The organism is Ideonella dechloratans, assembly GCF_021049305.1.
Classification (GTDB): Bacteria; Pseudomonadota; Gammaproteobacteria; order Burkholderiales; family Burkholderiaceae_C; genus Ideonella; species Ideonella dechloratans.
Window position 1 is genome coordinate 58709 of record NZ_CP088082.1, and the last position, 24040, is coordinate 82748.

General features: G+C 70.3%; 17 protein-coding genes. 7 read left to right on the forward strand and 10 right to left on the reverse strand.

Annotated elements, in window-relative coordinates; all coding sequences use genetic code 11:
• Window positions 1-36 precede the first annotated feature (36 nt).
• On the reverse strand, window positions 37-999 hold the full coding sequence (gene gcvA, locus LRM40_RS18170; RefSeq protein WP_151125263.1) for a transcriptional regulator GcvA: 963 nt from the start codon (window positions 997-999) through the stop codon (window positions 37-39).
• Window positions 1000-1151: 152 nt separating this feature from the next.
• Between gcvA and LRM40_RS18175 the strand changes: the two genes are divergently transcribed.
• Entirely contained in the window at window positions 1152-1829 is a 678-nt protein-coding gene (locus LRM40_RS18175; RefSeq protein WP_211373039.1) for a cupin domain-containing protein, read from the forward strand.
• Entirely contained in the window at window positions 1823-2914 is a 1092-nt protein-coding gene (locus LRM40_RS18180; protein ID WP_211373040.1) for a flavin monoamine oxidase family protein, read from the forward strand. Before LRM40_RS18175 ends, LRM40_RS18180 begins: the two co-directional genes overlap by 7 nt.
• Here the strand turns inward: LRM40_RS18180 and LRM40_RS18185 are convergent.
• Complete coding sequence (locus LRM40_RS18185) at window positions 2911-4776, reverse strand: glucokinase (RefSeq protein ID WP_151125265.1); 1866 nt, start codon at window positions 4774-4776, stop codon at window positions 2911-2913. The genes LRM40_RS18180 and LRM40_RS18185 overlap by 4 nt on opposite strands.
• A gap of 251 nt (window positions 4777-5027) precedes the next feature.
• On the opposite strand from LRM40_RS18185, the gene glk reads away from it, so the two are divergent.
• Entirely contained in the window at window positions 5028-6050 is a 1023-nt protein-coding gene (gene glk / locus LRM40_RS18190; RefSeq protein WP_151125266.1) for a glucokinase, read from the forward strand.
• Between the two features lie 69 nt (window positions 6051-6119).
• Window positions 6120-7361: a maltoporin gene (locus LRM40_RS18195; protein WP_231067896.1), complete on the forward strand. Its 1242-nt coding sequence runs from the start codon at window positions 6120-6122 to the stop codon at window positions 7359-7361.
• A 110-nt stretch (window positions 7362-7471) separates the two neighbouring features.
• Here LRM40_RS18195 and LRM40_RS18200 read toward each other — a convergent pair whose 3' ends face one another.
• The 8 genes from LRM40_RS18200 to LRM40_RS18240 all read right to left on the reverse strand — a co-directional run bounded on the left by LRM40_RS18200 (window position 7472) and on the right by LRM40_RS18240 (window position 17504).
• A complete protein-coding gene (locus tag LRM40_RS18200) occupies window positions 7472-8416 on the reverse strand; it encodes a DMT family transporter (RefSeq protein WP_151125268.1) in 945 nt (314 codons plus the stop codon).
• 310 nt (window positions 8417-8726) lie between these two features.
• Window positions 8727-9218 carry a pullulanase-associated domain-containing protein gene (locus LRM40_RS18205; protein WP_151125269.1) on the reverse strand — a complete coding sequence of 164 codons (492 nt, stop codon included), beginning with the start codon at window positions 9216-9218 and terminating at the stop codon, window positions 8727-8729.
• A 37-nt stretch (window positions 9219-9255) separates the two neighbouring features.
• Window positions 9256-10872, reverse strand: a complete 1617-nt coding sequence (locus tag LRM40_RS21510) for an alpha-amylase (protein ID WP_151125270.1) — start codon at window positions 10870-10872, stop codon at window positions 9256-9258.
• A gap of 4 nt (window positions 10873-10876) precedes the next feature.
• Window positions 10877-12598, reverse strand: coding sequence for an alpha-amylase family glycosyl hydrolase (locus tag LRM40_RS18220; protein ID WP_151125271.1), 1722 nt, complete (start codon window positions 12596-12598; stop codon window positions 10877-10879).
• 7 nt (window positions 12599-12605) lie between these two features.
• Entirely contained in the window at window positions 12606-13496 is an 891-nt protein-coding gene (gene malG, locus LRM40_RS18225; RefSeq protein ID WP_151125272.1) for a maltose ABC transporter permease MalG, read from the reverse strand.
• A 6-nt stretch (window positions 13497-13502) separates the two neighbouring features.
• Entirely contained in the window at window positions 13503-15089 is a 1587-nt protein-coding gene (gene malF, locus LRM40_RS18230; protein ID WP_151125273.1) for a maltose ABC transporter permease MalF, read from the reverse strand.
• Window positions 15090-15111: 22 nt separating this feature from the next.
• Window positions 15112-16308, reverse strand: a complete 1197-nt coding sequence (gene malE, locus LRM40_RS18235) for a maltose/maltodextrin ABC transporter substrate-binding protein MalE (RefSeq protein WP_151125274.1) — start codon at window positions 16306-16308, stop codon at window positions 15112-15114.
• 71 nt (window positions 16309-16379) lie between these two features.
• Window positions 16380-17504, reverse strand: a complete 1125-nt coding sequence (locus LRM40_RS18240; protein ID WP_151125275.1) for an ABC transporter ATP-binding protein — start codon at window positions 17502-17504, stop codon at window positions 16380-16382.
• A 209-nt stretch (window positions 17505-17713) separates the two neighbouring features.
• On the opposite strand from LRM40_RS18240, the gene LRM40_RS18245 reads away from it, so the two are divergent.
• Genes LRM40_RS18245 through malQ form a run of 3 tightly spaced genes read left to right on the forward strand, consistent with a single transcriptional unit; the run spans window position 17714 to window position 24022 of the window.
• Window positions 17714-20164, forward strand: a complete 2451-nt coding sequence (locus tag LRM40_RS18245) for a glycogen/starch/alpha-glucan phosphorylase (protein WP_151125276.1) — start codon at window positions 17714-17716, stop codon at window positions 20162-20164.
• 32 nt (window positions 20165-20196) lie between these two features.
• Window positions 20197-22401, forward strand: a complete 2205-nt coding sequence (glgB, locus tag LRM40_RS18250; RefSeq protein WP_151125277.1) for a 1,4-alpha-glucan branching protein GlgB — start codon at window positions 20197-20199, stop codon at window positions 22399-22401.
• A gap of 46 nt (window positions 22402-22447) precedes the next feature.
• Entirely contained in the window at window positions 22448-24022 is a 1575-nt protein-coding gene (gene malQ, locus LRM40_RS18255; RefSeq protein WP_151125278.1) for a 4-alpha-glucanotransferase, read from the forward strand.
• Window positions 24023-24040 lie beyond the last annotated feature (18 nt).

The following is a 24040-nucleotide window of genomic DNA, read 5'->3' on the forward strand; positions in this document are numbered from 1 at the left end:
GCGGATGCGCCAGTGTGCCCAAGCGGCGATGGGCCGTCAGGGTGTGGGTTCTTGCGGCGGTTCCAGCGCCGGCGCGGCCGAGGCCTGCCAGGCCGCGGCCTCGGCCAGCAGCCAGTCGCGGAAGGCCTGGATCATCGGCTGGCCGGCGCATTCGGGCCGGTACACCACGTGGTAGGCCAGGCGCGAGGGCAGGCGGATCTGCGGGCACAGCCGCACCAGCCGTCCGGCCTGCAGGTCGTCGCGGGCCATGACGCTGCGGGCCAGCGCGATGCCCTGGCCCTCGGCCGCGGCCTGCAGCACGGCGGCGGAATTGTTGATCTGGATGGCGCGTCGGCCGGTGGCGTGGTCCAGCCCGGCCTGGCGCATCCAGTCGGCCCAGGACGGGAAGCCGGGATGCCCCTCCATCGACAGGTCGTGGATCAGGGTCTGCTCCAGCAAGTCGGCGGGGCTGTCCAGCGGCCGAGCGCGCGCCAGCAGGGCCGGCGCGCAGACGGGGTAGACCTCCTCGCCCAGCAGGCGCTCGGCCACCAGCCCGGGCCACACGCCGGCGCCGTAGCGCACGCCGATGTCCACCTGCTGGGCCACGAAGTCCACCGGCTTGAGGCTGGTCTCCAGCCGCACGTCGGTCTCCGGCCAGGCGGTCTGGAAGCGGTCCAGACGGGGCAGCAGCCACTGGGCGGCAAAGGCCGGGCTGACCGTGACGGTCAGGGTGCGGCGGGCGGACTGGGCCTGCAGGCGCCGCAGGCCCTGGGCCATCTGCACCAGTCCGGCCCGGATGTCGGGCAGCGCCTGCTCGGCCGCCTCGGTGGGCACCAGCCGGGCGCGGCCGCGGTGGTTGCGCAGGAACAGGGGCATGCCCAGCCAGTCCTCCAGCGTGCGCACCAGCTGGCCCACGGCCGCCGGGGTGACGTGCAGCTCCTGCGCGGCCAGGGCGAAGCTGCGATGGCGCGCGCTGGCCTCGAAGGCCCGCAAGGCATTCAGGTGGACCGGCGTTTTCAAGATGGATTTTCTTTACCAAAGACACACATTATCTGATTTGCGCGCACATGGGCAGCGGCCAAGAATCCGGCCCATTCAGGGCAACAAATGCTTGGGCTGGCCGACCTCGCGCACAGGCCGGGGGCGGCCGTTCCGACTTCACGAGAACCGACATGCAGGTGCGCGCCGATTTTTCCCAGCGGGTGGTGCTCCGTCCGCAGGACATGGACTGGGTCGATTCCCCGCAGCCGGGGGTGCAGCGGGTGCTGCTGGACCGCATCGGCGGTGAGGTGGCCCGGGCCACCAGCCTGGTGCGCTATGCGCCGGGAGCCTTCTTCCCGGTGCACCACCACGGCGGTGGCGAGGAGATCCTGGTGCTCGATGGCGTGTTCCAGGAGGGCGATGCGGCGTGGGCCGCGGGTCTCTACCTGCGCAACCCGCCGGGCTCCTCGCACCAGCCCCGCAGCGATGCGGGCACGCGGCTGTTCGTCAAGCTGGGCCAGATGCCGCAGGACGATGGCGTCACCGTGCGCGTGGACACCCGGGCCGGCGTGGGCTGGCGGCCCGGCGAGGGTGGCCTGGTGCGCCCGCTGCACCGCACCGCCCATGAGCAGGTGGACCTGCTTCGCCTGCCGGCCGGGCAGGCGGTCCTGGCGGATCCCACGGGCGGCAGCGAGTGGCTGGTGCTGGCCGGTCGGCTGCGGCTGGCCGGTGAACTGCTGCCATGCGAGAGCTGGCTGCGCCTGCCCCCGGGCGATGCGCCTGCGCTGCAGGCCGGTCCCGAGGGGGTGACGCTGTACCGCAAGACGGGCCACCTGGCCCGCCCGCTGGGCCTGGAGCCAGCATGCTGAGCGCCCCGCAGCGCATCGCCCACCTCATCGTGGGCGGCGGCCTGGCCGGCCTGTACGCGGCCTACCGGCTGGAGCAGCAGGGCCACCGGGACACGGTGCTGCTGGAAGCCCGGCCCGCGCTGGGCGGGCGCATCCTGTCCGAGCCGGTGGATGGGCTGCCCGAGCGCCTGGACCTGGGCCCCACCTGGTACTGGCCGGATCTGCAGTGGCGGCTGGACCAGTTGGTGCGCGCGCTGGGGCTGGCGCCCTTCGAGCAGCACGAGCGCGGCGACATGTTGCTGGAGCGCACGCCCCATGCCCCGCCGATGCGCACCCCGGCTTACCTCAGTGCGCCCACCGGCCTGCGCCTGCCCGGCGGCATGCGCTCGCTGACCGACGCCCTGCGCGCGCGCCTGGGCTGCACCCGCATCCTCACCGGCCACAGCGTGCAGGGGCTGCGGCGGGAGGACGCTGGCGTGACGGTGGCGGCGCTGGATGCCGAGGGCCGGACACTGCATTGGCGCGCTGAGAAGGTGCTGCTGGCCCTGCCGCCACGCCTGGCCATGGCGCGCCTGGACTTCGCGCCCGCCCTGCCGGATGCGCTGGCCCGGGCCTGGCGGGACACTCCGACCTGGATGGCGCCGCACGCCAAGTACGTGGCGGTCTATGCCCGGCCCTTCTGGCGCGAGGCCGGCCTGTCCGGCGAGGCCCGCAGCGCCTGTGGCCCGCTGGGCGAGATCCACGATGCCAGCGGCCCCGGCGGGGCGGCCGCGCTGTTCGGCTTCGTCGGCCTGCCGGCGGCCACGCGCCAGCGCCTGGGCGAGGACGCCCTGCGCCTGCACTGCCGGGCCCAGCTGGGCCGGATCTTCGGCCCACCCGCGGCCGAGCCGCTCCAGGAGTTCTGGAAGGACTGGGCGCAGGACCCGCTCACCGCGGTGCCGCAGGACCTGCAGGCGCCGGCCGGCCACCATGCGGCCGCGCCACCGCAGCAGCCGGCCGAAGGCCCCTGGCAGGGGCGGCTGGCGGGCATCGGCAGCGAATGGTCGCCGCAGTTCCCCGGCTACCTGGCCGGGGCGGTGGAGGCCGTGGAGCGCGCCTGCGGCTAGCGGGCGTGGGAGGTCATGCGTGCGTAGTCCGGCGCCTCGGCGTTGCCGGCCTTGCCGCCGCGCGCGCCCGGCGCAGGCAGGGCGGGGGTGCCCGCGGGCTGCATGGCGCTGCGCCGCATGGCCACGCCCACGGCCAGCACATCCACCAGGGCCAGGTGCAGGATGCGGCTGATCATCGGCATCTGCGTGGCGACGTCCTCGGTGTGGTCGACGGTGATGGCCAGCGTGGCCCGCTTGGCCAGCGGGGCATGGCTGGGGGCCAGCGCGATGACGCGCGCACCGCGGGCCAGCGCGGTCTCGACCGCGCCCTGCAGTTCCTCGACCTTGCCGCTGCCCGAGATCGCCACCATCACATCGCCTGGCCCCAGCACGGCCGCGGCCAGCTGCTGCACCCGAGGGTCGGTGTAGGCGGCGGTGGGCACGCCGAAGCGCAGGAACTTGTACTGCGCATCGGTGGCGACGATGCTGTACTGACCCACGGCGTAGAAGTCCACGCGGCGTGCAGTCAGCAGCATGTCAATGGCGCGCTGCACCGCATCGGCGTTGATCTCGTCGCGGGCCTTCAGCACGGCGGCGGCCGTGTTGTCCAGCACCTTGGCCCCGAGTTCATGGGTGGAGTCGGTGCGCTTGACCTGGGTGTGCGACACCGGGATGGTGGACGTCAGCCCCGAGGCCAGCTTGAGCTTGAAATCCGACAGGCCGGAGCAGCCCATGGAGCGGCAGAAGCGAACCACCGTGGGCTGGCTCACGCCGGCCTCGCGGGCGATGTCGACGATCGGATCGGACAGCGCGCTGCGCGGGTTGGCCAGCACCCAGTCGGCCACCCGCTGTTCGGCCCCGGACAGGGTCGTGCGGGTCTGGCGCACCCGTTCGAGCAGACTGGAGCCGCCGCTCTGGCGGCGCAGCTGCGCGTCCAGGATGGCCGACGTGCCCGCCATCGTGTCGCTGTCGGAGGTGATGACGAAGGTCGGGATGTGGGCCACCAGGGTGGAAAACCGGCCCTTGGCCTCGAAGCGCGCGCGAAAGCCCGAGCGGTCGAAGTACTCGCCCAGGCGCGGCACGATGCCGCCGCTGATGTAGATGCCGCCATAGGCCCCCAGCGTCACCGCCAGGTTGGCCGCCACGGTGCCGAACATCTCGCAGAACATGTCGATGGTCTCGACCGCCAGCGGGTCTTCGCCGGCCAGCGCGCGGCGGGTGATCTCCGGGGCGGCCAGCGGATCGGGGCCGTGCTGCGAGCGTGAGCCCAGCGCGCGGTAGATCAGCTCGATGCCCGAGGCGGAGATCAGGCGCTCGGCCGAGACGTGCGCGTACTGGCGCCAGGCGTACTCCAGCACGCTGAGTTCGCGCGGGTTCTGGGGCGCGAACGCGACGTGACCGCCTTCGGAGGCCAGGGACACCCAGCCGTCCTCCACCGGAATGAGCCCCGAGACCCCCAGGCCGGTGCCGGCGCCGAGCAGCCCGATGACGCTGCGTTCGCGGCTCTGTCCGCCGCCGATCTGCCGCACCTGGCTGGCCTCCAGATGGGGCAGGCCCATGGCCAGCGCGGTGAAGTCGTTGACCACCAGCAGCGTGTCGAAGCCGACGGCGCGTCGCGCGGCCTCGATGGAAAACCGCCAGGGGTAGTTCGTCATGCGCACCTGATCGCCCTCGACCGGGTTGGCAATGGCGATGGCGCCCAGTCGGATGTCGCGCGCATCGACCTGGGCCAGGTAGGCCTGCAGGGCCGAGAGGAAATCGGGGTAGTCCGCGCACCGCAGGTTGTGGCGGTCGCTGTAGACACCCGGTTCACGTTCGAGCGCGAAGCGGGCGTAGGTGCCGCCGATGTCGGCGAGCAGACGGGGGGCGATGGGAGAGGCCATGTCCGGATGATGCCTGCACCTGGGACCTCCCGGTGTGCAGGTGCACAACGTCGGCGCGATTGCGTCGGGAAATCCTGATGACTACCTGTAGCGTGATTACATGTGAAGCGTCTTCTCTCCAATGGAGCGATTGTTGTCAATAGGGAAGAGTTTCCTCGGTGTTCACCCGTAGTTGGGCGCTATGTAGTTTTGCTACATTTCTCGGACACCGGGCTGATCCTGGCCCGGGTCCGCCCCACTCCATTGACCCGATGCGCGAGCCGCTCTCCATCGATTCCTTTCCCTGGCTGGTCGCAGACATCGGCGGGACGAATGCGCGCTTCGGCCTGGTGCAGGAGCCGGGCGGGCCGGTGGCCCATGTCGAAACGCTGAAGGGCTCGGACCATCCGTCGCCCCAGGCCGCGGCGTTGGCCTACCTGGACACCGTGACCGCGCGCACGGGCGAGCGGCCCCGCCCGCGGCAGGCCGCGCTGGCGCTGGCCTGCGCCATCCAGGGCGACACGGCGCGCATGACCAACAGCGCCTGGGTCGTGTCCCGCGAGACCCTGATCCGCACCCTGGGCGTCGAGCAGGTGCTGCTGCTCAACGACTTCGAGGCCCTGGCCCTGGCGCTGCCGCAGTTGTCCGCCGCGGACGTGACCTTGTTCGGCGGTCCCGCCCGGCCCGATGCCGCCGCGCCGATGGCCGTGGTCGGCCCCGGGACCGGCCTGGGCGTGTCCACCTGCGTGCCGGTGGGGCAGGGCCGCTGGGTCGCGCTGGCCGCCGAAGGCGGTCACGTCACGGTGGCTGCGGCCGATGAGGTGGAGGCCGAGGTGCTGCGTTTGCTGCGCCGTGAATTCGCCCATGTGTCGGCCGAGCGGGTGCTCTCTGGCCTGGGCCTGCCGCTGCTGCACCGGGCCTTGTGCACGGTCCGCGGCACGCCGCCCGAAACACTCAGTCCGGAGCAGATCAGCCATCGCGCCCTGGTGGAGCGCGAGGCCGCCGCCCTGGCCACCCTCGATGTCTTCTGCTCGATGCTGGGCACCTTCGCCGGCAACGTCGCCCTGACCGTGGGCGCACGTGGCGGCGTGTTCATTGCCGGCGGCATCGCCCAGAAGATCGCGGACCACCTGGTCGGCTCGCGCTTTCGCGAGCGCTTCGAAGCCAAGGGCCGCTTCGAAAGCTACCAGGCCGGCATTGCCACCGGCCTGGTCACCGCCCCACACGTCGCTCTGACCGGCGCGGCGCAGGGCATCGCACACGCATTGCGCCAGTCTGATCCGGGAGGCGGCTGAGCGTCGATGGGTTTCGGTCGGACCGGTAGCAGCCCTGGCCGGTCCTTTTTTCAGAAGCAAGAAGGAGACATGATGAAGCGCAAGATGTTGAAGCTGCTGCCCGTGGCCGCAGCGATGACGCTGGTGGGCCTGTCGGCCCAGGCGTTCGAGTTCCACGGTTACCTGCGTTCCGGCGGCGGCAGCACGCTGGGCAAGAACGGTGGCCAGACCTGCTTCCAGCTGCCCGGTGCCTACTCCAAGTACCGCCTGGGCAACGAGTGCGAGACCTATGCCGAGCTGGCCGCCGACCAGGACCTCTTCGAGGGCAAGGACGGCGTGAAGTTCGTCTACCACGGCCGCCTGGCCTACATCTCGGACCAGCAGCAGGACTTCGAGAGCTTCAAGGGCAACGGCCGTGATGCCGCACTGCGCGAGAACTGGATCGAAGCCAAGGAGCTGCCCTTTGCCGGCGGCGGCACGGTGTGGGCCGGCAAGCGCTTCTACGAGCGCAACGACGTGCACATCAACGACTTCTACTACTGGGACACCTCGGGCTACGGCGCCGGCATCCAGGACGTGAAGCTGGGTGACACGCTGAAGTTCTCGTACGCCCTGTTCCGCAACGGCAACAGCAGCGAGAGCGCCACCACCCGCCATGACTTCCGACTGGGCGGTATCGGCCTGGGCGGCTACGGCGACCTGACCGTGGGTCTGCAGCTCAACACCGCCGATGCCACCTCCGCCGCCAAGGCGGCGGGCCAGGACAACGGCGGTCAGGCCATCACGGTGCAGCACTTCATGGGTGGCGTGCTGGGTGGCTTCAACAAGTTCGCGGTGCAGTGGGGCAAGGGCTCGGCACGCAACCTGGTGTTCGCCTACCCCGACAATGGCCAGGACGAAGCCAGCAAGACCTTCCGCGTGGTCGAAATGCTGCAGTGGCAGATCAACCCGTCCTTCAGCGGCATGGCCACCTTCGTCCACCAGGACCAGAAGGACAACTACAAGTGGACCTCGTTCGGCGTGCGCCCCGTGTGGCACGTGAGCGACTACTTCAAGGTGCAGGCCGAGTATGGCTATGACCAAGTCACCCCGACCTCGGGCGACGACATCAACCGCCAGACCCGCCGCCTGAGCAAGTTCACCATCGCGCCCACCATCGTGGCCGGCCGCGGCTTCTGGGCCCGTCCGGAGCTGCGTCTGTTCTACACCTATGCCAAGTGGAACGACGCCGCCCGCGATCTGTGGGGTGGCGTGGCCGGTGGCACCAGCGGCCGCTTCGGCAGCGACACCAACGGTTCGACGATCGGCTTCCAGGTCGAATCCTGGTGGTGATCTCCCCGTTGCCCCTTCGGGGGCAACCCGGCAGTGAGCAGACTGCCGGTTTCATGGCTCTATCTCTTTAGGAATTCGGGCGCTCGCAAGAGCGCCCTTTTTTTTGGCCCTCAGGCCGACGGGCGACGGGCCAGGTTCATCACGCCCAGGCCCCCGACGGCCAGGCAGCCTCCCAGTGCCATCTGCGTGTCGATCCGCTCGCCGAGGAGCAGGGCCGCGAACAGGACACCGAAGATCGGCACCAGCGTGATGTAGGCCGATGCCGCGCCGGCGCCGAGCGCCGACACGCCCTCGAAGTACCAAGCGTAGGCCAGCACGGTGGCGCCGGCGGCGAGAAAGGCCATCGCCACCCACACGGACGCCATGGCGTGCATCGGCGCGGCCAGGGCCTGCGGCCCTTCGAAAAGCAGGGCCGAGCTCAGAAGCAGGACCAGGCCGATGCCGGCGGTCACCGCGGTCGTGGTCAGCGGGTCGATGCCCGTCAGCAGGCGCTTGCCGATCAGGGTGTAGCCGACCCAGGTGGCCACGCAGCCCAGCAGCAGCAACTCGCCCAGCCCGATGCCGCCGGCCAGCAGCGTCCAGGGGCGGCCGTGGGCGATGACCACCAGGGCGCCGGCCGTGGCGATGGCCATGCCGGCGGCGATCCGGCGGTTCAGCCGCTCGCCGAACCACCAGGCGGCCAGCAGCGTGGTGACCACCGGGTTGGTCGTCACCACCAACGCCGCGCGCCCCGCAGGCACATGGGCCAGGCCCAGCATGAAGAAGAGGGCGTAGCCGAACACGCCGAAGGTGCCGGCCACCGCCAGGCCGAGCCATTGGCGGGCCGACAACGCCCCCAGCCGCCCGAGGCCGCCGCGCCAGTGCAGCCAAGCGGCCAGCATCACCAGGGCCATGCCGAAGCGCCAGCTGGCGGCGGTCATCGGCGGCAGCGCCTGCGCCAGAACGCGGCCGGCCGGCCAGGAGGCACCCCACAGCGCAGCCATGCCCAGCAGCTTCAGGTGAACCCGCCAGGCGGAGGAGGTGCCCGTGAGGGCGACGGCGGCAGAAGACTTCATGCGGATGCGCAGCTGGGATCCGCGGCCTGACGGCCGCAGGTCGGCTTTCGGGTCAGGGGGGGCGACGCGAGAGTCGTGCGCGGGGCGCTGGCGCGGCGCGCGCAGAGCGGTACCGCGAAAGAGGCCGATCGACGCTGCGGGCGCACGCCCCGACCCGGGACGGGTTTGTGGCGGCGCGCAGCATAACGCGTCTTTCGTGGGCCTGGAGGCCCGGGACCACGGGACCCGGCGGCGCGGCATGGCGTGGCCTGGGCGCGGCCCGTTGAGGGGACACGGAGGGCCCCCGCGGACGGGGGCCTGAGAAAGAGGCTTACTTGCGGGCCTTGATCGCGTCCTCGGCCGACAGGTAGGCGGTGCAGTCGCCCTGGTTGATGAAGATCTGCGGGCCCTGGGTGCTGAACCACTGAGAGTCCTTGGTGCAGTCCTTCGAGTCGCCCTTGTGGATGATGTAGTTGTACTTGCCGTTGCGGAACTCGTCGGCCTTGACCTGCCAGTACGCACCGAAGCCGTCCTGGCCGGTGGGCTTGAGCGGGTTCATCCAGGTGATGCCCATGATCGGCTGGTCGCTCTTGCTCTTGCCGCCCACCACCTTCCCGTTCTCGACCTTCTCGTAGCTCTCCCACAGGTGCACGCCCCAGCCGTCGTAGTTGCCGTCGGGGCGGTGGTAGTGGATGGCCACCATGCCATCGGGCAGGGGGGCGATGCTGGGGGCGTCCTGCGCCTGGGCGGCAGGCAGCGACAGCAGGCTCAGGGCGGTGCCGCAGAGGGCGGCGATCACGCTACGGCGGAGGATGGGGCTCATGGCAGTCTCCTGATCGTTCGGGTTGGGATGGGAAGAATCACAGGCGCGCATCGACGTGCAGCACCACCGAGCCCTGGGCCGGCAGCGTGAGCTGGGCGTTGCCGCCGCTCACGCTCACCGGGGTGCCCGAGCAGCTGGCCGCCGCGCCGCCGCTGGCCGGCGTGTAGCGGTCGGCCGCGACGTTGCAGTATTGGCCATCGGGCAGGGTGGTGGTCGCGCTGTAGCTCAGGGCGTTGCTGCTGCGGCTCAGGGCCACGTAGCCCTTGCCCTGGCGGGCAAAGGCGATGCGCTGGTTGTCGCCGCCCAGGGTGGTGAAGCCCACCAGCGGCGCGCCGGCGGTGGCGTGGCGGAAGGCCGGCATGGCGGCGATGGCCGGCACGCGGTGCTCGCAGATCCAGCTGCCCACCTGGGCTGCGCCGAGGGTGGCGGTGCAGCGGCTCGTGCCGGGGGCGCTGTAGGTCGACTGGGTCACGCCGCCCGATCCCGGCGGGCCGGCGTCGCGCCCGGCCTGGCTGCTGCGGTCGAAGCCGTAGCTGGACATCACGCTGACCACGCCTTGCGGTTGGGCCATCGCGAAGATCTCGGCCTGGGCATAGCCGCTTTGCGCGTAGTAAAGGTTGTCGCCGCGCTGGTTGTCGTGGTTGTCGACGAACAGCACCGACTTGTCGGCCGGCACGCTGCCCGCGGCGTTGGCCAGCGAGGCCAGGGTGGCGCCGTTGCGGCCCAGGAAGGCGTCCGTCACGCGGTAGCCGAACTGGAAGTCGGTGACGTCCGACGCCCCGCCGGAGGTATAGCCCACGCCGTAGTACTGAGGCGCGGTGACGGCCTCGCCGCTGTTGTTGATGACCTCCAGGAACACATAGGGCTTGGTCCGGCCGGCCGCATCGGCCGCGGCATTGACCTGGGCCAGGATGGCGTCGATGTCGCGCGGCTGCATGTGCTTGGCCGCATCGATGCGAAAGCCCATCACGCCTTCGCTGTGCAGCGCGATCAGGTACTGCGCCAGGCGGCTGCGCACCGCGTCGTCCTCGGTGCGCAGGTCGGCCAGGCCAGCCAGCTCGCACAGCTGCACCTGGGCGGCGTCGCTGTAGCTGTTGATGCTGCAGGCGGCGTGGAAATCCGAGGCACTCCAGGGCACGGCCGGGTAGCTGGTCTTGCTGTAGCTGCTGCCGGCGCTGCCGGTGCCCGAGCCGGCGGTCATGTGGTTGATCACCGCGTCGGCGATGATGCCCACGCCCGCGGCACGGCAGCGCGAGACCATGTCGCGGAACTCGGCCAGTGTGCCCGAGCGGGAGTTGTCCAGCTTGTAGCTGACCGTCTGGTAGCGCTGCCACCAGGGGTAGTTGACGCCGCTGCCCGAGGCGTTGAGCACCAGCGCGTGCTCGCTGGGTGGGGAGATCTGCACCGCGGTGAAGCCGGCCGGGCCCAGGGTGGTCTCGCATTCCTGGGCGATGTCGCTCCAGCGCCATTCGAACAGGTGGACGATGGTCGCCCCCTGGGCGGCCAGGCCGGTGCTGCGGTAGGTCGGGTCCAGCGGCGGCAGCAGGCTCTGGCCGGTGCTGGTGCCCGTGCCGCCGCCCCCGCCGCCGCAGGCGGCCAACAGCAGGGCCGACAGGGCGGCGAGCAGGGGAGCGCGGGGCAGGCGAGGTGTCATGGTGTCAGGGGGCGGCTTCGAGGAGGACCACACCGTTGGTCTGCGGCGTGAGGGCGACGGCACCGCCCGTGACCCGGGCGGTCGCGCCGGTGTAGGCGTCGCGCACGGTGCTGCCTTCGGGGAACACGTTGCCGACGACGATCTTGCGGGCCGCGGCCGCGCCCAGAGCGACCACCACCCGGTCGTCGGCGGTGATGCGGCTGAAGGTGTAGGGCGCGTCGGCCAGCTTGGCGTGCACGCCGCGCGCCAGCGCCACATGGCGGGCGCGGAAGCGGCCCAGCGTGCGCCAGTGCGACAGCACCGTGCTGTCCACCGCGTCCCAGTTCATGTCGGAACGGGTGGCCTGCTGCTTGTCGCCGCTGGGGGCGTAGCCGGGCGGGCGGGCGGTCTCGTCGCCATAGAAGATCTGAACGCCGCCGGGGGCCAGCAGCAGCACGCTGCCGGCATCGACCAGGCGGCTGCGGTCGAACAGGGCGGTGTCGTGCGAGGAGAGGTAGGACAGCACGTTGTGCCGGGCCGGCGCGGCCAGCACCTTGGCGTAGTCGCTGTAGAGCCGGTCCACCTTGGCGGTGTCCAGCGACGTCCCGACCGCCTCGCGGGCGCGGTCCTGGAAGTCGAAGTTGATCATGTTGTCGAAGCCGGCGTCGTAGATCGCGTTGCGCTCGATGCCCTGGCCCCAGTACTCGCCGGTCATCCAGAAGGGAGCGTTGTCGATCGCCTCCTTCGGGTGGGCGGCCTTCCAGTCGGCCAGGGCCTGCACGCCCGCGGCCTTGAGCGCCGCCCAGGAGGCAGGCTCCACATGCTTGACGGTGTCGGCGCGGAAGCCGTCGATGCCGTAGTCGCGCACCCACTGGGTCAGCCAGCTGACCAGGTAATCGCGCACGGTGGCGTTGGGCAGGGCCTTGGCGTGGGTGTCGGGCTTGTGCTGCAGCAGCGGCGGCAGGTCCACCGGTTTCGGGCTCTCGGTCTTGAAGTCCGGCAGGTAGGCCAGCTGCATCGTCAGGTCGTCACGCCCGCCCTCGGTGTAGCCGCGCAGACCGGAGCGGATCCAGTCCGGTCCCCACCACAGCAGCCAGGCCGGGTCGTTGTAGTCGATGTAGCTGTGGTAGTCGCGCAGCGTGGCCTGCTCCCAGCCCGCCCACAGCACCCCGGCCTTCTTGTCGGTCTTGGACTGGTTCACGTACTCGGACAGACTGCGCAGGTCGCCGTAGCCCGGGTGGTTCATCACCACGTCGAACAGCACGCGGATGCCCTGGGCGTGGGCGGCCGCGACGAAGGCGCGCAACTCGTCCTCGGTGCCCATGTTCTGGTCCAGCCGGGTGTAGTCCAGCGCGAAGTAGCCGTGGTAGGCGTAGTGCTTGAACTCCTTGTTGCCACCCACCACCCAGCCGTGCGCCTGTTCGTAGGGCGCGGTGATCCAGATGGCGTTGACGCCCAGGTCCTTGAACCAGCCGTCCTTGAGCTTGCGGGTCAGGCCGGCCAGATCGCCGCCGTGGAAGGTGCCCACGTCGTCGGCCGGCTTGGCCTCGCGGGTGCGGCCGTAGCTGTGGTCGTTGGCCGGGTTGCCGTCGAGGAAGCGGTCGGTGATGACGAAGTAGACGATGGGGTTGTCGGCGAAGCTGCCGGCGTGGGCGGGCGCGGGCGCGGGCGCGGTGGCCGGGGTCTGGGCCCAGACCGGGCCACCCAGCGCGAGGGCGGCGGCAAGTGCGAGGGTGCGCAGGGTCATGGTGTTGTCAGCCCTTGACGCCGCCGGCGGTCAGGCCGGAGACGATCCAGCGTTGTGCGGCCAGGAAGACCAGCGTGATCGGCAGGCCCGAAAGCACGGCCGCGGCGGCGAAGTCGCCCCACAGGTACTTCTGCTCGTAGAGGAAGTACTTGGAGCCCACCGCCAGGGTGAGGTTGTCTTCCTGGCGCAGCAGGATGGAGGCCACCGGGTACTCGATGATGGCGCCGATGAAGGCCAGCACGAACACCACCATCAGGATGGGTACCGCCATGGGCAGCAGCACATGGCGGAAGGCCTGCCAGTGGGTGGCGCCGTCCACCTTGGCGCATTCCTCGATCTCCACCGGGATGGTGTCGAAGTAGCCGCGGATGGTCCAGATGTGCATGGCCACGCCGCCCAGGTAGGCCAGCACCACGCCCGCGTGGGTCTCGATGCCCAGCCAGGGCAGGTAGTTGCCGATGGTCTCGAAGATGGCGTAGATGGCCACCAGGGCCAGCACGGAGGGGAACATCTGCAGCAGCAGCATGCTGTTGAGGATGGCGCTCTTGAAGCGGAACTGCAGGCGGGCGAAGGCGTAGGCCGCGGTGGTGGAGATGGCCACGATCAGGAAGGCCGAGATGCCGGCGATCTTGATCGAGTTCCACAGCCAGCGCAGCACGGGGAAGGGCGGCTCCACCAGGCTGCCGTCGGCGGCCTGGTAGGGGATGCCCAGGGCCAGCTTCCAGTGCTCCAGGCTGATCTGCGTGGGGATCAGCGAGCCCGAGGCGAAGTTGCCCGGGCGCAGCGAGATGGAGATGATCGCCAGCAGCGGGAAGACCGTGATGGCGATGAGCGCCCACAGGAACACATGCGCCGCGATGACGCGCCAGCGATGTCGGTGACCGGAGACGATGGCCATGGCGGCTTACCTCTTGTCCTCGTTGACCTTGGCCAGCTTCAGGTTGGCCATCGACAGCAGCGCCACGAGGAAGAAGATCACCGTGGAGATGGCGGCGGCCAGGCCGAAGTTCTGTCCCGAGTCCTGGAATGCGATGCGGTAGGTGTAGGACACCAGGATGTCGGTGGTGCCCGCGGGCACCTTCGTGTTGAGGAAGTCCGGCCGCCCGTTGGTCAGCAGCGCGATCAGCACGAAGTTGTTGAAGTTGAAGGCGAAGGAGGCGATCAGCAGCGGGGTGAGCGGCTTGACGATCAGCGGCGCGGTGATCTTGAAGAAGTTGGTCAGCGGCCCGGCCCCGGCGATGGCGCTGGCCTCGTAGAGGTCGCTGGGGATGGCCTTGATCAGGCCGGTGCACAGCACCATGACGTACGGGTAGCCCAGCCAGGTGTTGACCAGCAGGATCATCACCTTGGCCAGCGTCGGATCGGCGAACCAGGCCGGCTTGATGCCGAACAGGGCATGCAGGATCACGTTGATCTCGCCGAAGTTCTGGTTGAACAGGCCCTTGAACACCAGGATGGAAATGAAGCCGGGCACCGCGTAGGGCAGGAACAGCAGCGTGCGGTAGACGGTGCGAAAGCGCAGGGCCTCCCAGTTCAGCAGCACGGCCAGGGTGCAGCCCACGATCAGGGTGAACAGCACCGTCAGCCCGGCGAAGGCCACCGTCCACAGGAAGATGGCGACGAAGGGGCCGCGGAAATCCGGGTCGTTGACCATGCGGGCGTAGTTGCCCAGGCCGATGCCGACCTTGAAGCCCGGCCGGATGTGCTGGCCCTTGTCGGGGCCATCGACGAACTCGTAGAAGCCGGTGTCGTGGTTGGCGCGCGCCAGGTGGCCGGTCTGCACCTGCGTCAGCGTGCCGTCGTCGTTGCGCTTCCAGGCCGGCTGCAGCGGCGAGAACTCGCGCACGCCGGCGTAGGACAGCAGCGTGCCGTCGGGCAGCCTGACCCGCAGCTGCGACAGGGCCTGGCGCTGCTTGAGCACGGCCGACAGCGGCAGGGCCTCGCCCGGCTCGAAGCTGGCCTGCTTCAGCGGCAGGGCGGTCACCTCGATCGGCGGACGCGACTTGATCAGGGCCAGCGGCGGCGTGACGTAGGTGTGCGCGCGCCGCTCGGCCCGCTGGGCCGCGTCGAGCGACTCGTCGTCCTCCTGCCCCGGCGCCAGCACCAGCCGGTACTCCGGCCCCACCGCGTAGAGCGAGAAGGCATAGGCCTGACCCTCGCCCGGCACCGTCTGCTCCAGCAGGTAGGCGGTGGCGCGCTCAAAGCTCAGCAGGTTGCTCGACGAGTAGTTCGTGAAGCCGATCTGCACCGTGTAGAGCAGCGGGAAGGCGACGAAGATCGCCATGCCCGCCAGTCCCGGGAACAGGTAGCGGTACGCGAACGAGATGTTCGAGAGGTAGATGAAGAAGCCCAGCGCGGCCAGCGCCAGGGCACCCACGGCCCACACGGGCTGGCCGTTGGCGTAGATGCGGAACACGACCCAGAGGGTGCCGAATGCCGCCAGCAGCACCAGCAGCCATCGCAGCGGCCGGCCCCAGTCGATCGAGCTCATGCCAGGCCCTTCATCCGCCACATCACTTGCCCTGCATCCGCGCGGCGGCGGCGTCCAGGGCTTCCTTCGGCGACTGGCGGCCGTTGGTGATGTTCTCCAGCGCCGAGCCCATCGAGGACCAGAACTTGCCCATCTCGGGGATGTTGGGCATCGGCTCGCCGCGGCGGGCGTTCTCCATCGTGGCCTTGATGTCCTCGTTGGACGACAGTTCCTTGAAGAAGGCCTTGTTGGCGGGCGTGCCCAGCGGCACGTCGGCGTTGATCATCTTCAAGCCGTCGAGCTTGAGCACCGAGCCTTCCAGGAACTCCTTGGCGACGTCCTTGTTCTTGCTCGGGGCGGCGATCATGCAGCCCAGCACGCCGACGAAGGGCTTGGCGGGCTTGCCGGCCACGTCGGGGATGGGGGCCACGCCGAAGTCGATGTGGCTCTTGCGGATGTTGTCCCAGGCCCAGGGGCCGGAGATCATCATCGCCACGTCACCCTTGTTGAAGGCGGCTTCCATCTCGGCGTAGCCGGAGCCCTTGGGCATCTGGCCGTTCTTGATCAGGTTGGCCAGCACCTGGGCGCCCTTGACCGCACCCGGCGAGTTCACGCCGACCTTGCTCGGGTCGTACTCGCCCTTGGCGTCACGGCCGAAGACGTAGCCGCCCGGGCCGGCCAGCAGCGGCCAGGTGAAGTAGGTGTTGTTGTAGTCCCAGAGGATGGCCTTCTTGCCCTTGGCCGAGAGCTCCTTGTCGAGCTTGACCACGTCGTCGAAGGTCTTGGGCGGGGTCTTGACCAGGGCCTTGTTGTAGATCAGGCCGATGGCCTCCACCGACAGCGGGTAGCCCCAGGTCTTGCCCTGGTAGCTGAAGGCCTTCCAGGCGGTGTCTTCGATCTCGTCGTGGACCTTCTTGCTCGGGTTGACCGGCACGATCAGGCCGGACTGGGCCCACTCGCCCATGCGGTCGTGCGGCCAGCAGAACACGTCCGGGCCCTTGCCCGCGGCCGCGGCCTGGGCGAACTTGCCCGGGGCGTCCTCGGGATGCTCGACGGTGACCTGGATGCCCGACTTCTTGGCGAAGGCGTCACCGACCTTCTGCAGGCCGTTGTAGCCCTTGTCGCCGTTGATCCAGACCAGCAGCTTGCCGGATTCCTGGGCCTGCACGGCGCCGGCAAAGGCGAAGGCGGCGACGAAGGCCGCGGCGGCGGCGACGGGCTTGAGCAAGGGTTGGTGCATGACGTCTCCTGTTGGGTTCTTGGGGTCAGAGGGGGACAAAGGGCGCACGACGCGCCGGGAAGCGACCGGGCTCAGGCAGCGCGTGCTGCCTGTCCGGCCGGCGCGCGCCGGTGGCGGGCGAAGGCCCGTCCCTGCGCGTCGAACAGATGGGATCGATCGGCCGGGATCACGAGGTGCAGCAACTCGCCCGCGCGCACCGAGGACATGCCCCCCAGCTCGCAGGTCAGCGCGTCCTCGACGCCCGGGTAGCTGAAGTAGGCGTGCGTGCTGCTGCCCAGCGATTCCACGAAGCTCACGGTGGCCTCGATCACGTTGGTCTGGCCTTCACGCTCGAAGTGCTCGGGCCGCACCCCCAGCGTGACCTTGTCGCCGGGGTGGGCGTTGGCGGCATCGACCTCCACCCGCACCAGCGCGCCGCTCTTGAGGCGCACCACCGCGGCGGCGGCCGAGGCCTCGACCATCTCGGCCTCGATGAAGTTCATCTTGGGCGAGCCGATGAAGCCGGCCACGAACTGATTGATGGGGTGCTCGTAGAGCTCCAGGGGCTCGCCAACCTGCTCGACGCGGCCGGAGGACAGCACGACGATGCGGTCGGCCAGCGTCATCGCCTCGACCTGGTCGTGCGTGACGTAGATCATCGTGGTCTTGAGCTGCTCGTGCAGCTTGGCGAACTCGTAGCGCATGCGCACGCGCAGCGCCGCGTCCAGGTTCGACAGCGGCTCGTCGAACAGGAAGACCTGGGGCTTGCGCACGATGGCCCGGCCGATGGCCACCCGCTGGCGCTGGCCGCCCGACAGGGCCTTGGGCTTGCGATCGAGCAGATGCTCGATGTGCAGGATCCTGGCGGCATGCTGCACCGCCGTGTCGATCTCGGCCTTGGGCACCTTGGCCAGCTTCAGGCCGAAGGCCATGTTGTCGTACAGGCTCATGTGCGGATAGAGCGCGTACGACTGGAAGACCATGGCGATGCCGCGCTCGGAGGGCGGCACATCGTTCATGCGCTCGCCGCCGATGGTCAGTTCGCCGGCGGTGATTTCCTCCAGGCCCGCGATCATGCGCAGCAGGGTCGACTTGCCGCAGCCCGAAGGACCCACGAAGACGATGAATTCGCCGTCCCGGATCTCCAGATCGATGTCGCGCAGGACGGCAACGTCGCCATACGACTTTGCGACGGACCGCAGCTGGACACCTGCCATGCCTTGTCTCCTGTGATGGGTGCCGCCCGGGGCCCGATGGCGCCCGAGGTCGGCTTGGTTGTTTGTAGTAAATATACAAGATCCACACCCCCGTCACAATCCAGCATCACCCCGGTTTCATTGGTGTTTACCCTGGAAAACAGAGCTTCTCTCTGGCCTCTGAAAGCTGTTCTTGTAATATTCCTACTTCGATCAAGACCGGAGACGCCATGAAGACGTTGATCCCGCGAATCTCTCGCAAGCGCACCACGAGCCTGCCGACCCCCGAGATCGAGGGGCTGCTGGCGCGGGTTCAGCGCGAGGCTCGCGCCACCTCGACCGATGCCGCCCCGGCCGCCTGGATGCGCACTGCCGCCCGGGCCTGCCACGCCGAACTGGCCGACCGCCTGCACGAGTCGCAGCAGGCCGATCGCATCAGCGGTGCCAAGCGGGTGCATTACCTGTCGATGGAATTCCTGATGGGCCGCGCGCTGGCCAATGCGCTGTCGGCCCTGGAGCTGGAGGACGCTTTCGCCCAGGCCGCCGAGCAGGCCGGCCTGCGGGCCGCCGACGTGCTGGAACGCGAGCCCGACGCCGCCTTGGGCAACGGCGGCCTGGGCCGTCTGGCGGCCTGCTTCCTGGATTCGATGGCCACCCTGGGCGTGCCGGCCTTCGGCTACGGCCTGCGCTACCGCTACGGCATGTTCGCCCAGCGCATCCAGGATGGCCGTCAGGTGGAGGCGCCCGACGACTGGCTGCGCCTGGGCGATGCCTGGGAATTGCCGCGCCCCGAGCTGCGCTTTGCCGTGGGCTTCGGCGGCCATGTGGTCGGCGACGGGGGGCTGGCGCGTCGCTGGGTGCCGGCCCAGACCGTGCAGGCCCAGGCGGTGGACTTCATCGTCCCCGGCCACGGCACCCGCCGCGTGGCGGTGCTGCGCCAGTGGCAGGCCGCGGCGCAGCAGCCCATCGACTACCTGGCCTTCTCGCGCGGCGAGCATGTGGCGGCCGCACGCGAGAAGCTCGAGGCCGAGTCGCTCAACTGGGTGCTCTATCCCGACGACTCGACCCCGGCCGGCCGCGAACTGCGACTGAAGCAGGAGTTCTTCCTGGTCAGCGCCTCGCTGCAGGACATGCTGGCCCGCCACCTGGAGGAGCACCGCACCCTGGACAACCTGGGGGCCCACGCCTGCGTGCATCTGAACGACACCCATCCGGCCCTGGCGGTGCCCGAGCTGATGCGCCTGCTGGTGGATGAGCACGGCCTGGGCTGGGAGCAGGCCTGGGCGCAGACCCAGCAGGTGGTGTCCTACACCAACCACACGCTGATGCCCGAGGCGCTGGAGACCTGGCCGGTGCGCATGCTCGAGCAGCTGCTGCCGCGCCACCTCGAGATCGTCTACGAGATCAACAGCCGCTTCCTGGCGCAGGTGCGTGCGCGCTTTCCGGGCGACGAGGCCCTGGTGCGCCGGGTCTCGCTGGTGGACGAACAGGGCGAGCAGCGCGTGCGCATGGCCGCGCTTTCCATCGTCGCCTCGCACCACGTCAACGGCGTTTCGGCCCTGCACTCGGACCTGATGGTGCAGACCATCTTCGCCGACTACGCCCGCATCTGGCCGGAACGCTTTTGCAACGTCACCAACGGGGTGACGCCGCGCCGCTGGCTGGCACAGGCCAACCCGTCGCTGGCCGCGGTGCTCGATGAGCGCCTTGGCGGCCCCGGCTGGCGCACCGACCTGGGCCGCCTGGCCCAGCTCGCCCCCCTGGCGGGCGACGCAGACCTGCAGGCCGCGGTGCGTGCCGCCAAGCGCGCCAACAAGCAGCGCCTGGCCACGCTGGTGAGGCGCGAGCTGGGCCTCGTGATCGACCCCGACAGCCTGTTCGACGTCCAGGTCAAGCGCATCCACGAGTACAAGCGCCAGCTGCTGAACCTGCTGCATGTGGTGGCCCGCTACCAGGCCATCCTTGCCCAGCCGCAGGCCGACTGGGTGCCCCGCACCGTGGTCATGGCGGGCAAGGCGGCCTCGGCCTATGTGGCGGCCAAGGACATCATCCGCCTGGCGCACGACATCGCCCGGGTGGTCAACAGCGACCCGCGCGTGGGCGAGCGGCTCAAGCTGGTCTTCCTGCCCAACTATGGCGTCTCGCTGGCCGAGACCATCATCCCCGCGGCCGATCTCTCCGAGCAGATCTCCACCGCCGGCACCGAGGCGTCCGGCACCGGCAACATGAAGTTCGCCCTCAACGGCGCACTCACCATCGGCACCTGGGACGGCGCCAACATCGAGATGGCCCAGGCCGTCGGCCGCGAGGACTTCTTCATCTTCGGCCTGCAGGCCGAGCAGGTCACCCAGCTGCGCGAGCTGGGCTATGACCCGCGCCTGCATTACGAGGAAAGCCGGGTGCTGCGGCGGGTCATCGACGCCATCGCCCAGGGCGACTTCTCGCCCGGCGAGCCTGGCCGCTACCGCGCCCTGGTGGATGCGCTGCTGCAGCGCGACAGCTACCTGCTGCTGGCGGACTTCCACAGCTACCTGGAGGCCCAGGCGGCGGTGGACGAGGCCTTCCGCGACCGCGCCGGCTGGGACGCCAAGGCCATCCGCAACATCGCCGGCATGGGCTGGTTCTCGTCGGACCGCACGATCTGCGAGTACGCCCGGACCATCTGGCAGCTGCCGACTTGAGCCGGCGTGCCCGGGCCCGTGCGAAGCCGCCGATGCTGACCCCCGACGATCTCCAGGCGCTGGCCCTGGGCCGCCATCCGGACCCGTTCGCGGTGCTGGGGGCGCGCCGTGGCGGCGACGGCCGCTGGTGGCTGCGCGCGGTGCTGCCCGATGCGGAGGCGGTGGAGGCCGTGACGCTGTCCGGCCGGGTGCTGGCCACGCTGGCACGGCGCCACCCCGAGGGGGTGTACGAGGCGGCCCTGCCCGCCGAGCTGCCCTCCGAGGTGCCGCCCACCTACCGCCTGCATGTGCGCTGGGCCCATGGCGGGGCCGACACCCTGGCCGACGCCTACGGTTTCGGCCCGCTGCTGGAGGAGGCCGCGCTGGCGGCCTTCGCCGACGGCAGCCTGCTGCGCCCGGACCGGCTGCTGGGGGCGCATCCGATGTCGGTGGACGGCATCGCCGGCACGCGCTTTGCCGTCTGGGCGCCCAACGCCCGCCGCGTCAGCGTGGTGGGCAGCTTCAACCACTGGGATGGCCGCCGCCACCCCATGCGGCTGCGCCATGCCGCCGGGGTGTGGGAGCTGTTCATCCCCCACGCCGGGGTGGGGGATCTCTACAAGTACGAGCTGCTCGACGCCCAGGGCGTGCTGCTGCCGCTCAAGGCCGACCCCTTCGCCTATGCCGCCGAATTGCGCCCCGGCACGGCCAGCCGCATCGCCGCCCCGCTGGCGCGCGCCTTGCCGGCCGAGCGCATGGCGCGCAACCACCGCCGCGCCCCGGTCGCCATCTACGAGGTCCACCTCGGCTCCTGGCGGCGCGACGCGCAGGGCCGCTTCTACGACTGGGACCGGTTGGCCGCCGAGCTGCCCGGCTACGCCAGCGACCTGGGCTTCACCCACCTGGAGCTGCTGCCGGTGGCCGAGCACCCTTTCGACGGCTCCTGGGGCTACCAGGTCACCGGGCAGTACGCCCCGACCGCCCGCTTCGGCGATGCGGCCGGCTTCGCGCGCTTCGTCGCCGCCTGCCAGGACCGCGGCCTGGGCGTCATCGTGGACTGGGTGCCGGCCCACTTTCCTGGCGACGGCCATGCGCTGGCCCGTTTCGACGGCACGGCGCTGTACGAGTACGCCGATCCGCGCGAGGGCGTCCACAAGGACTGGAACACCCTGATCTACAACTTCGCCCGTCACGAGGTGAGGAGCTTCCTGACCGGCAGCGCCCTGCGCTGGCTGGAGGACTTCGGCGTGGACGGCCTGCGGGTGGACGCGGTGGCCTCGATGCTCTACCGCGACTACAGCCGCGCCGAAGGGCAGTGGGTGCCCAATGTGCATGGCGGGCGGGAGAACCTCGAGGCGGTGGCCCTGCTGCAGCACCTCAACAGCGCGGTGGGGGCGCAGGCCCCGGGCCGCATCACGGTGGCCGAGGAATCGACCATCTGGCCGGGCGTCTCCCGGCCGGTGGCCGACGGCGGCCTGGGCTTCCACTACAAGTGGAACATGGGCTGGATGCACGACACCCTCAAGGTGTTCCAGAAGGACCCGGTCCATCGCCGCCACCACCACCAGGGGCTGACCTTCAGCCTGGTCTATGCCTTCGACGAGAACTTCGTGCTGCCGCTCTCCCACGACGAGGTGGTGCACGGCAAGGGTTCGCTGCTGGGCAAGATGCCCGGCGACGAGTGGCAGCGCTTTGCCAACCTGCGTGCCCTGCTGGGCTGCATGTGGACCCACCCCGGCAAGAAGCTGCTGTTCATGGGCGGCGAGTTCGCCCAGCAGCGCGAGTGGAACCACGACCAGGCCCTGGACTGGCACCTGCTGACGCCCGAACAGGACCCGCAGGGCCGCCACCGCGGCGTGCAGCAGCTGGTGCGCGACCTCAACCGCCTCTACCGCAGCCTGCCGGCGCTGCATGCGCGCGACTGCGAGCGCGAGGGCTTCGAGTGGATCGAGCCCGACGACGCCGAGCGCTCGGTGCTGGCCTGGCTGCGCCACGACGGCGAGGGCGCCTGCGTGCTGGTGGCGGCCAACCTCACGCCGGTGCCGCGACCGGCCTACCGCCTGGGGGTGCCGCGCGCCGGCCGTTGGCAGGAGTGTCTGAACACGGACGCTGCCCTGTACGGCGGCAGCAACCTGGGCAACGGCCTGGGCCCGCTGCAGACCCTGCCGGTGCCCGCCCACGGCCAGGCCCAGTCCATCGAACTGCTGCTGCCGCCACTGGCGGTGGTGGTGCTGGCGCCGCCGACGGTGGCGCCATGACCGCTCCATCGCCGCAACGACCGGCCGCTCTCAGCCCGAACTTTCCATGACCCAAGTTCCTCCTCTCCGTCAGGCCGGCGTGCTGCTGCACCCGACCTCGCTGCCCGGCCCGCACGGCTGTGGTGACCTCGGCCCGGCCGCCTTCCACTTCATCGACTGGCTGGCCACCGCGGGCCAGAGTCTGTGGCAGGTGCTGCCGCTGACCCCGGTGGGCCCCGGCCACTCGCCCTATGCCAGTGTCTCGGCCTTCGCCGGCTCGCCGCTGATGGTGGCCTTCGAGCCGCTGATCGAGCGTGGCTGGATGCAGGCCCCCGACCCGCAACTGCTCGCCAGCTTCGACCCGGCGCGGGTGGATTTCGAGCGTGTCGCGCCCTGGCGCATGGCCCGCCTGCGCGAAGCCGAGGCGGGCTTCCGGGCCCGCGCCGGCGCCACCGACCGGGCCGCCTTCGCCGCCTACTGCGCTGCCCAGGCCCATTGGCTGGACGACTATGCGCTGTTCATGGCGCTCGACGACGGCTACCGCGCCCGCGAGGTCTGGTGCTGGACCGGCTGGGACCCGGCCCTGGCACGGAGAGAGCCCCAGGCCCTGGCCGCAGCCCGCCGCGACCACGCCGCCGAGATCGCCTTCTGGCAGTTCGTGCAGTGGCAGTTCGCCCAGCAGTGGCAGGCGGTGATGGCGCGTGCCCATGCCCGCGGCGTGCAGATCGTGGGCGACCTGCCCATCTTCGTGGCCCACCACTCGGCCGACTGCTGGGCCCATGCCCGGCTGTTCCGCCTGGACGCGCAGGGCGAGCCGCAGGTGGTGGCCGGCGTGCCGCCGGACTTCTTCTCGGCCACCGGCCAGCGCTGGGGCAACCCGCTGTACGACTGGGCGGCCATGGCCCGCGACGGCTTCGCCTGGTGGGTGGCGCGGGTGCGCCACGAACTGAACCGTGCCGACCTGGTGCGCATCGACCACTTCCGCGGTTTCGCGGCTTGCTGGGAGATTCCGGCCGACTGTCCCACCGCCATCGACGGCCACTGGGTGGAGGCGCCCGGACAGGCGCTGTTCGAGGCGCTGCAGAATGCCTTGCACGGCGCGTTGCCGGTGATCGCCGAGGACCTGGGGGTCATCACCCCCGATGTGGAGGCCCTGCGCGACCACTTCGGTCTGCCGGGCATGAAGATCCTGCAGTTCGCCTTCACCGGCGACGCCACCCACACCTTCCTGCCGCACAACTACCCGGCCAACTGCTGCGTCTACACCGGCACCCATGACAACGACACCCTGCTGGGCTGGTGGCACACCGCCACCGAGCGCGAGCGCGGCTATGCCAGTGCCTACCTGCAGGGCGTGGGCGCGCTGGTGGCGGAGCCGGGGCTGCACTGGTCGATGATCCGGACGGCCTGGGCATCGGTGGCGCGCATCGCCATCTGCCAGATGCAGGACGTGCTGGGGCTGGACGGCACGGCCCGCATGAACGTGCCCGGCCAGCTGGGCCACTGGACCTGGCGCTTCCAGTGGTCGCAGGTCGGGCCCGAGCCCGCCGAGCGGCTGGCCCGCCTGTCGGCCACCTACGGGCGTGCGAGCATGGACCGCCTGCCGCTGGCAGCGTACCCTGCAGGTCAGGCCGTTCCCTGAGCCGTGCCCACGTCACGT

What these genes read in the sequence shown, in the direction of transcription:
- glk (WP_151125266.1), top strand. Translation starts at nt 5,028, where the DNA reads ATGCGCGAGCCGCTCTCCATCGATTCCTTTCCCTGGCTGGTCGCAGAC.
- LRM40_RS21510 (WP_151125270.1), bottom strand. Translation starts at nt 10,872, where the DNA reads ATGACACCTCGCCTGCCCCGCGCTCCCCTGCTCGCCGCCCTGTCGGCC.
- LRM40_RS18220 (WP_151125271.1), bottom strand. Translation starts at nt 12,598, where the DNA reads ATGACCCTGCGCACCCTCGCACTTGCCGCCGCCCTCGCGCTGGGTGGC.
- malE (WP_151125274.1), bottom strand. Translation starts at nt 16,308, where the DNA reads ATGCACCAACCCTTGCTCAAGCCCGTCGCCGCCGCCGCGGCCTTCGTC.
- LRM40_RS18240 (WP_151125275.1), bottom strand. Translation starts at nt 17,504, where the DNA reads ATGGCAGGTGTCCAGCTGCGGTCCGTCGCAAAGTCGTATGGCGACGTT.
- LRM40_RS18185 (WP_151125265.1), bottom strand. Translation starts at nt 4,776, where the DNA reads ATGGCCTCTCCCATCGCCCCCCGTCTGCTCGCCGACATCGGCGGCACC.
- LRM40_RS18200 (WP_151125268.1), bottom strand. Translation starts at nt 8,416, where the DNA reads ATGAAGTCTTCTGCCGCCGTCGCCCTCACGGGCACCTCCTCCGCCTGG.
- malG (WP_151125272.1), bottom strand. Translation starts at nt 13,496, where the DNA reads ATGGCCATCGTCTCCGGTCACCGACATCGCTGGCGCGTCATCGCGGCG.
- LRM40_RS18205 (WP_151125269.1), bottom strand. Translation starts at nt 9,218, where the DNA reads ATGAGCCCCATCCTCCGCCGTAGCGTGATCGCCGCCCTCTGCGGCACC.
- glgB (WP_151125277.1), top strand. Translation starts at nt 20,197, where the DNA reads ATGCTGACCCCCGACGATCTCCAGGCGCTGGCCCTGGGCCGCCATCCG.
- LRM40_RS18175 (WP_211373039.1), top strand. Translation starts at nt 1,152, where the DNA reads ATGCAGGTGCGCGCCGATTTTTCCCAGCGGGTGGTGCTCCGTCCGCAG.
- LRM40_RS18195 (WP_231067896.1), top strand. Translation starts at nt 6,120, where the DNA reads ATGATGAAGCGCAAGATGTTGAAGCTGCTGCCCGTGGCCGCAGCGATG.
- malQ (WP_151125278.1), top strand. Translation starts at nt 22,448, where the DNA reads ATGACCCAAGTTCCTCCTCTCCGTCAGGCCGGCGTGCTGCTGCACCCG.
- malF (WP_151125273.1), bottom strand. Translation starts at nt 15,089, where the DNA reads ATGAGCTCGATCGACTGGGGCCGGCCGCTGCGATGGCTGCTGGTGCTG.
- LRM40_RS18180 (WP_211373040.1), top strand. Translation starts at nt 1,823, where the DNA reads ATGCTGAGCGCCCCGCAGCGCATCGCCCACCTCATCGTGGGCGGCGGC.
- LRM40_RS18245 (WP_151125276.1), top strand. Translation starts at nt 17,714, where the DNA reads ATGAAGACGTTGATCCCGCGAATCTCTCGCAAGCGCACCACGAGCCTG.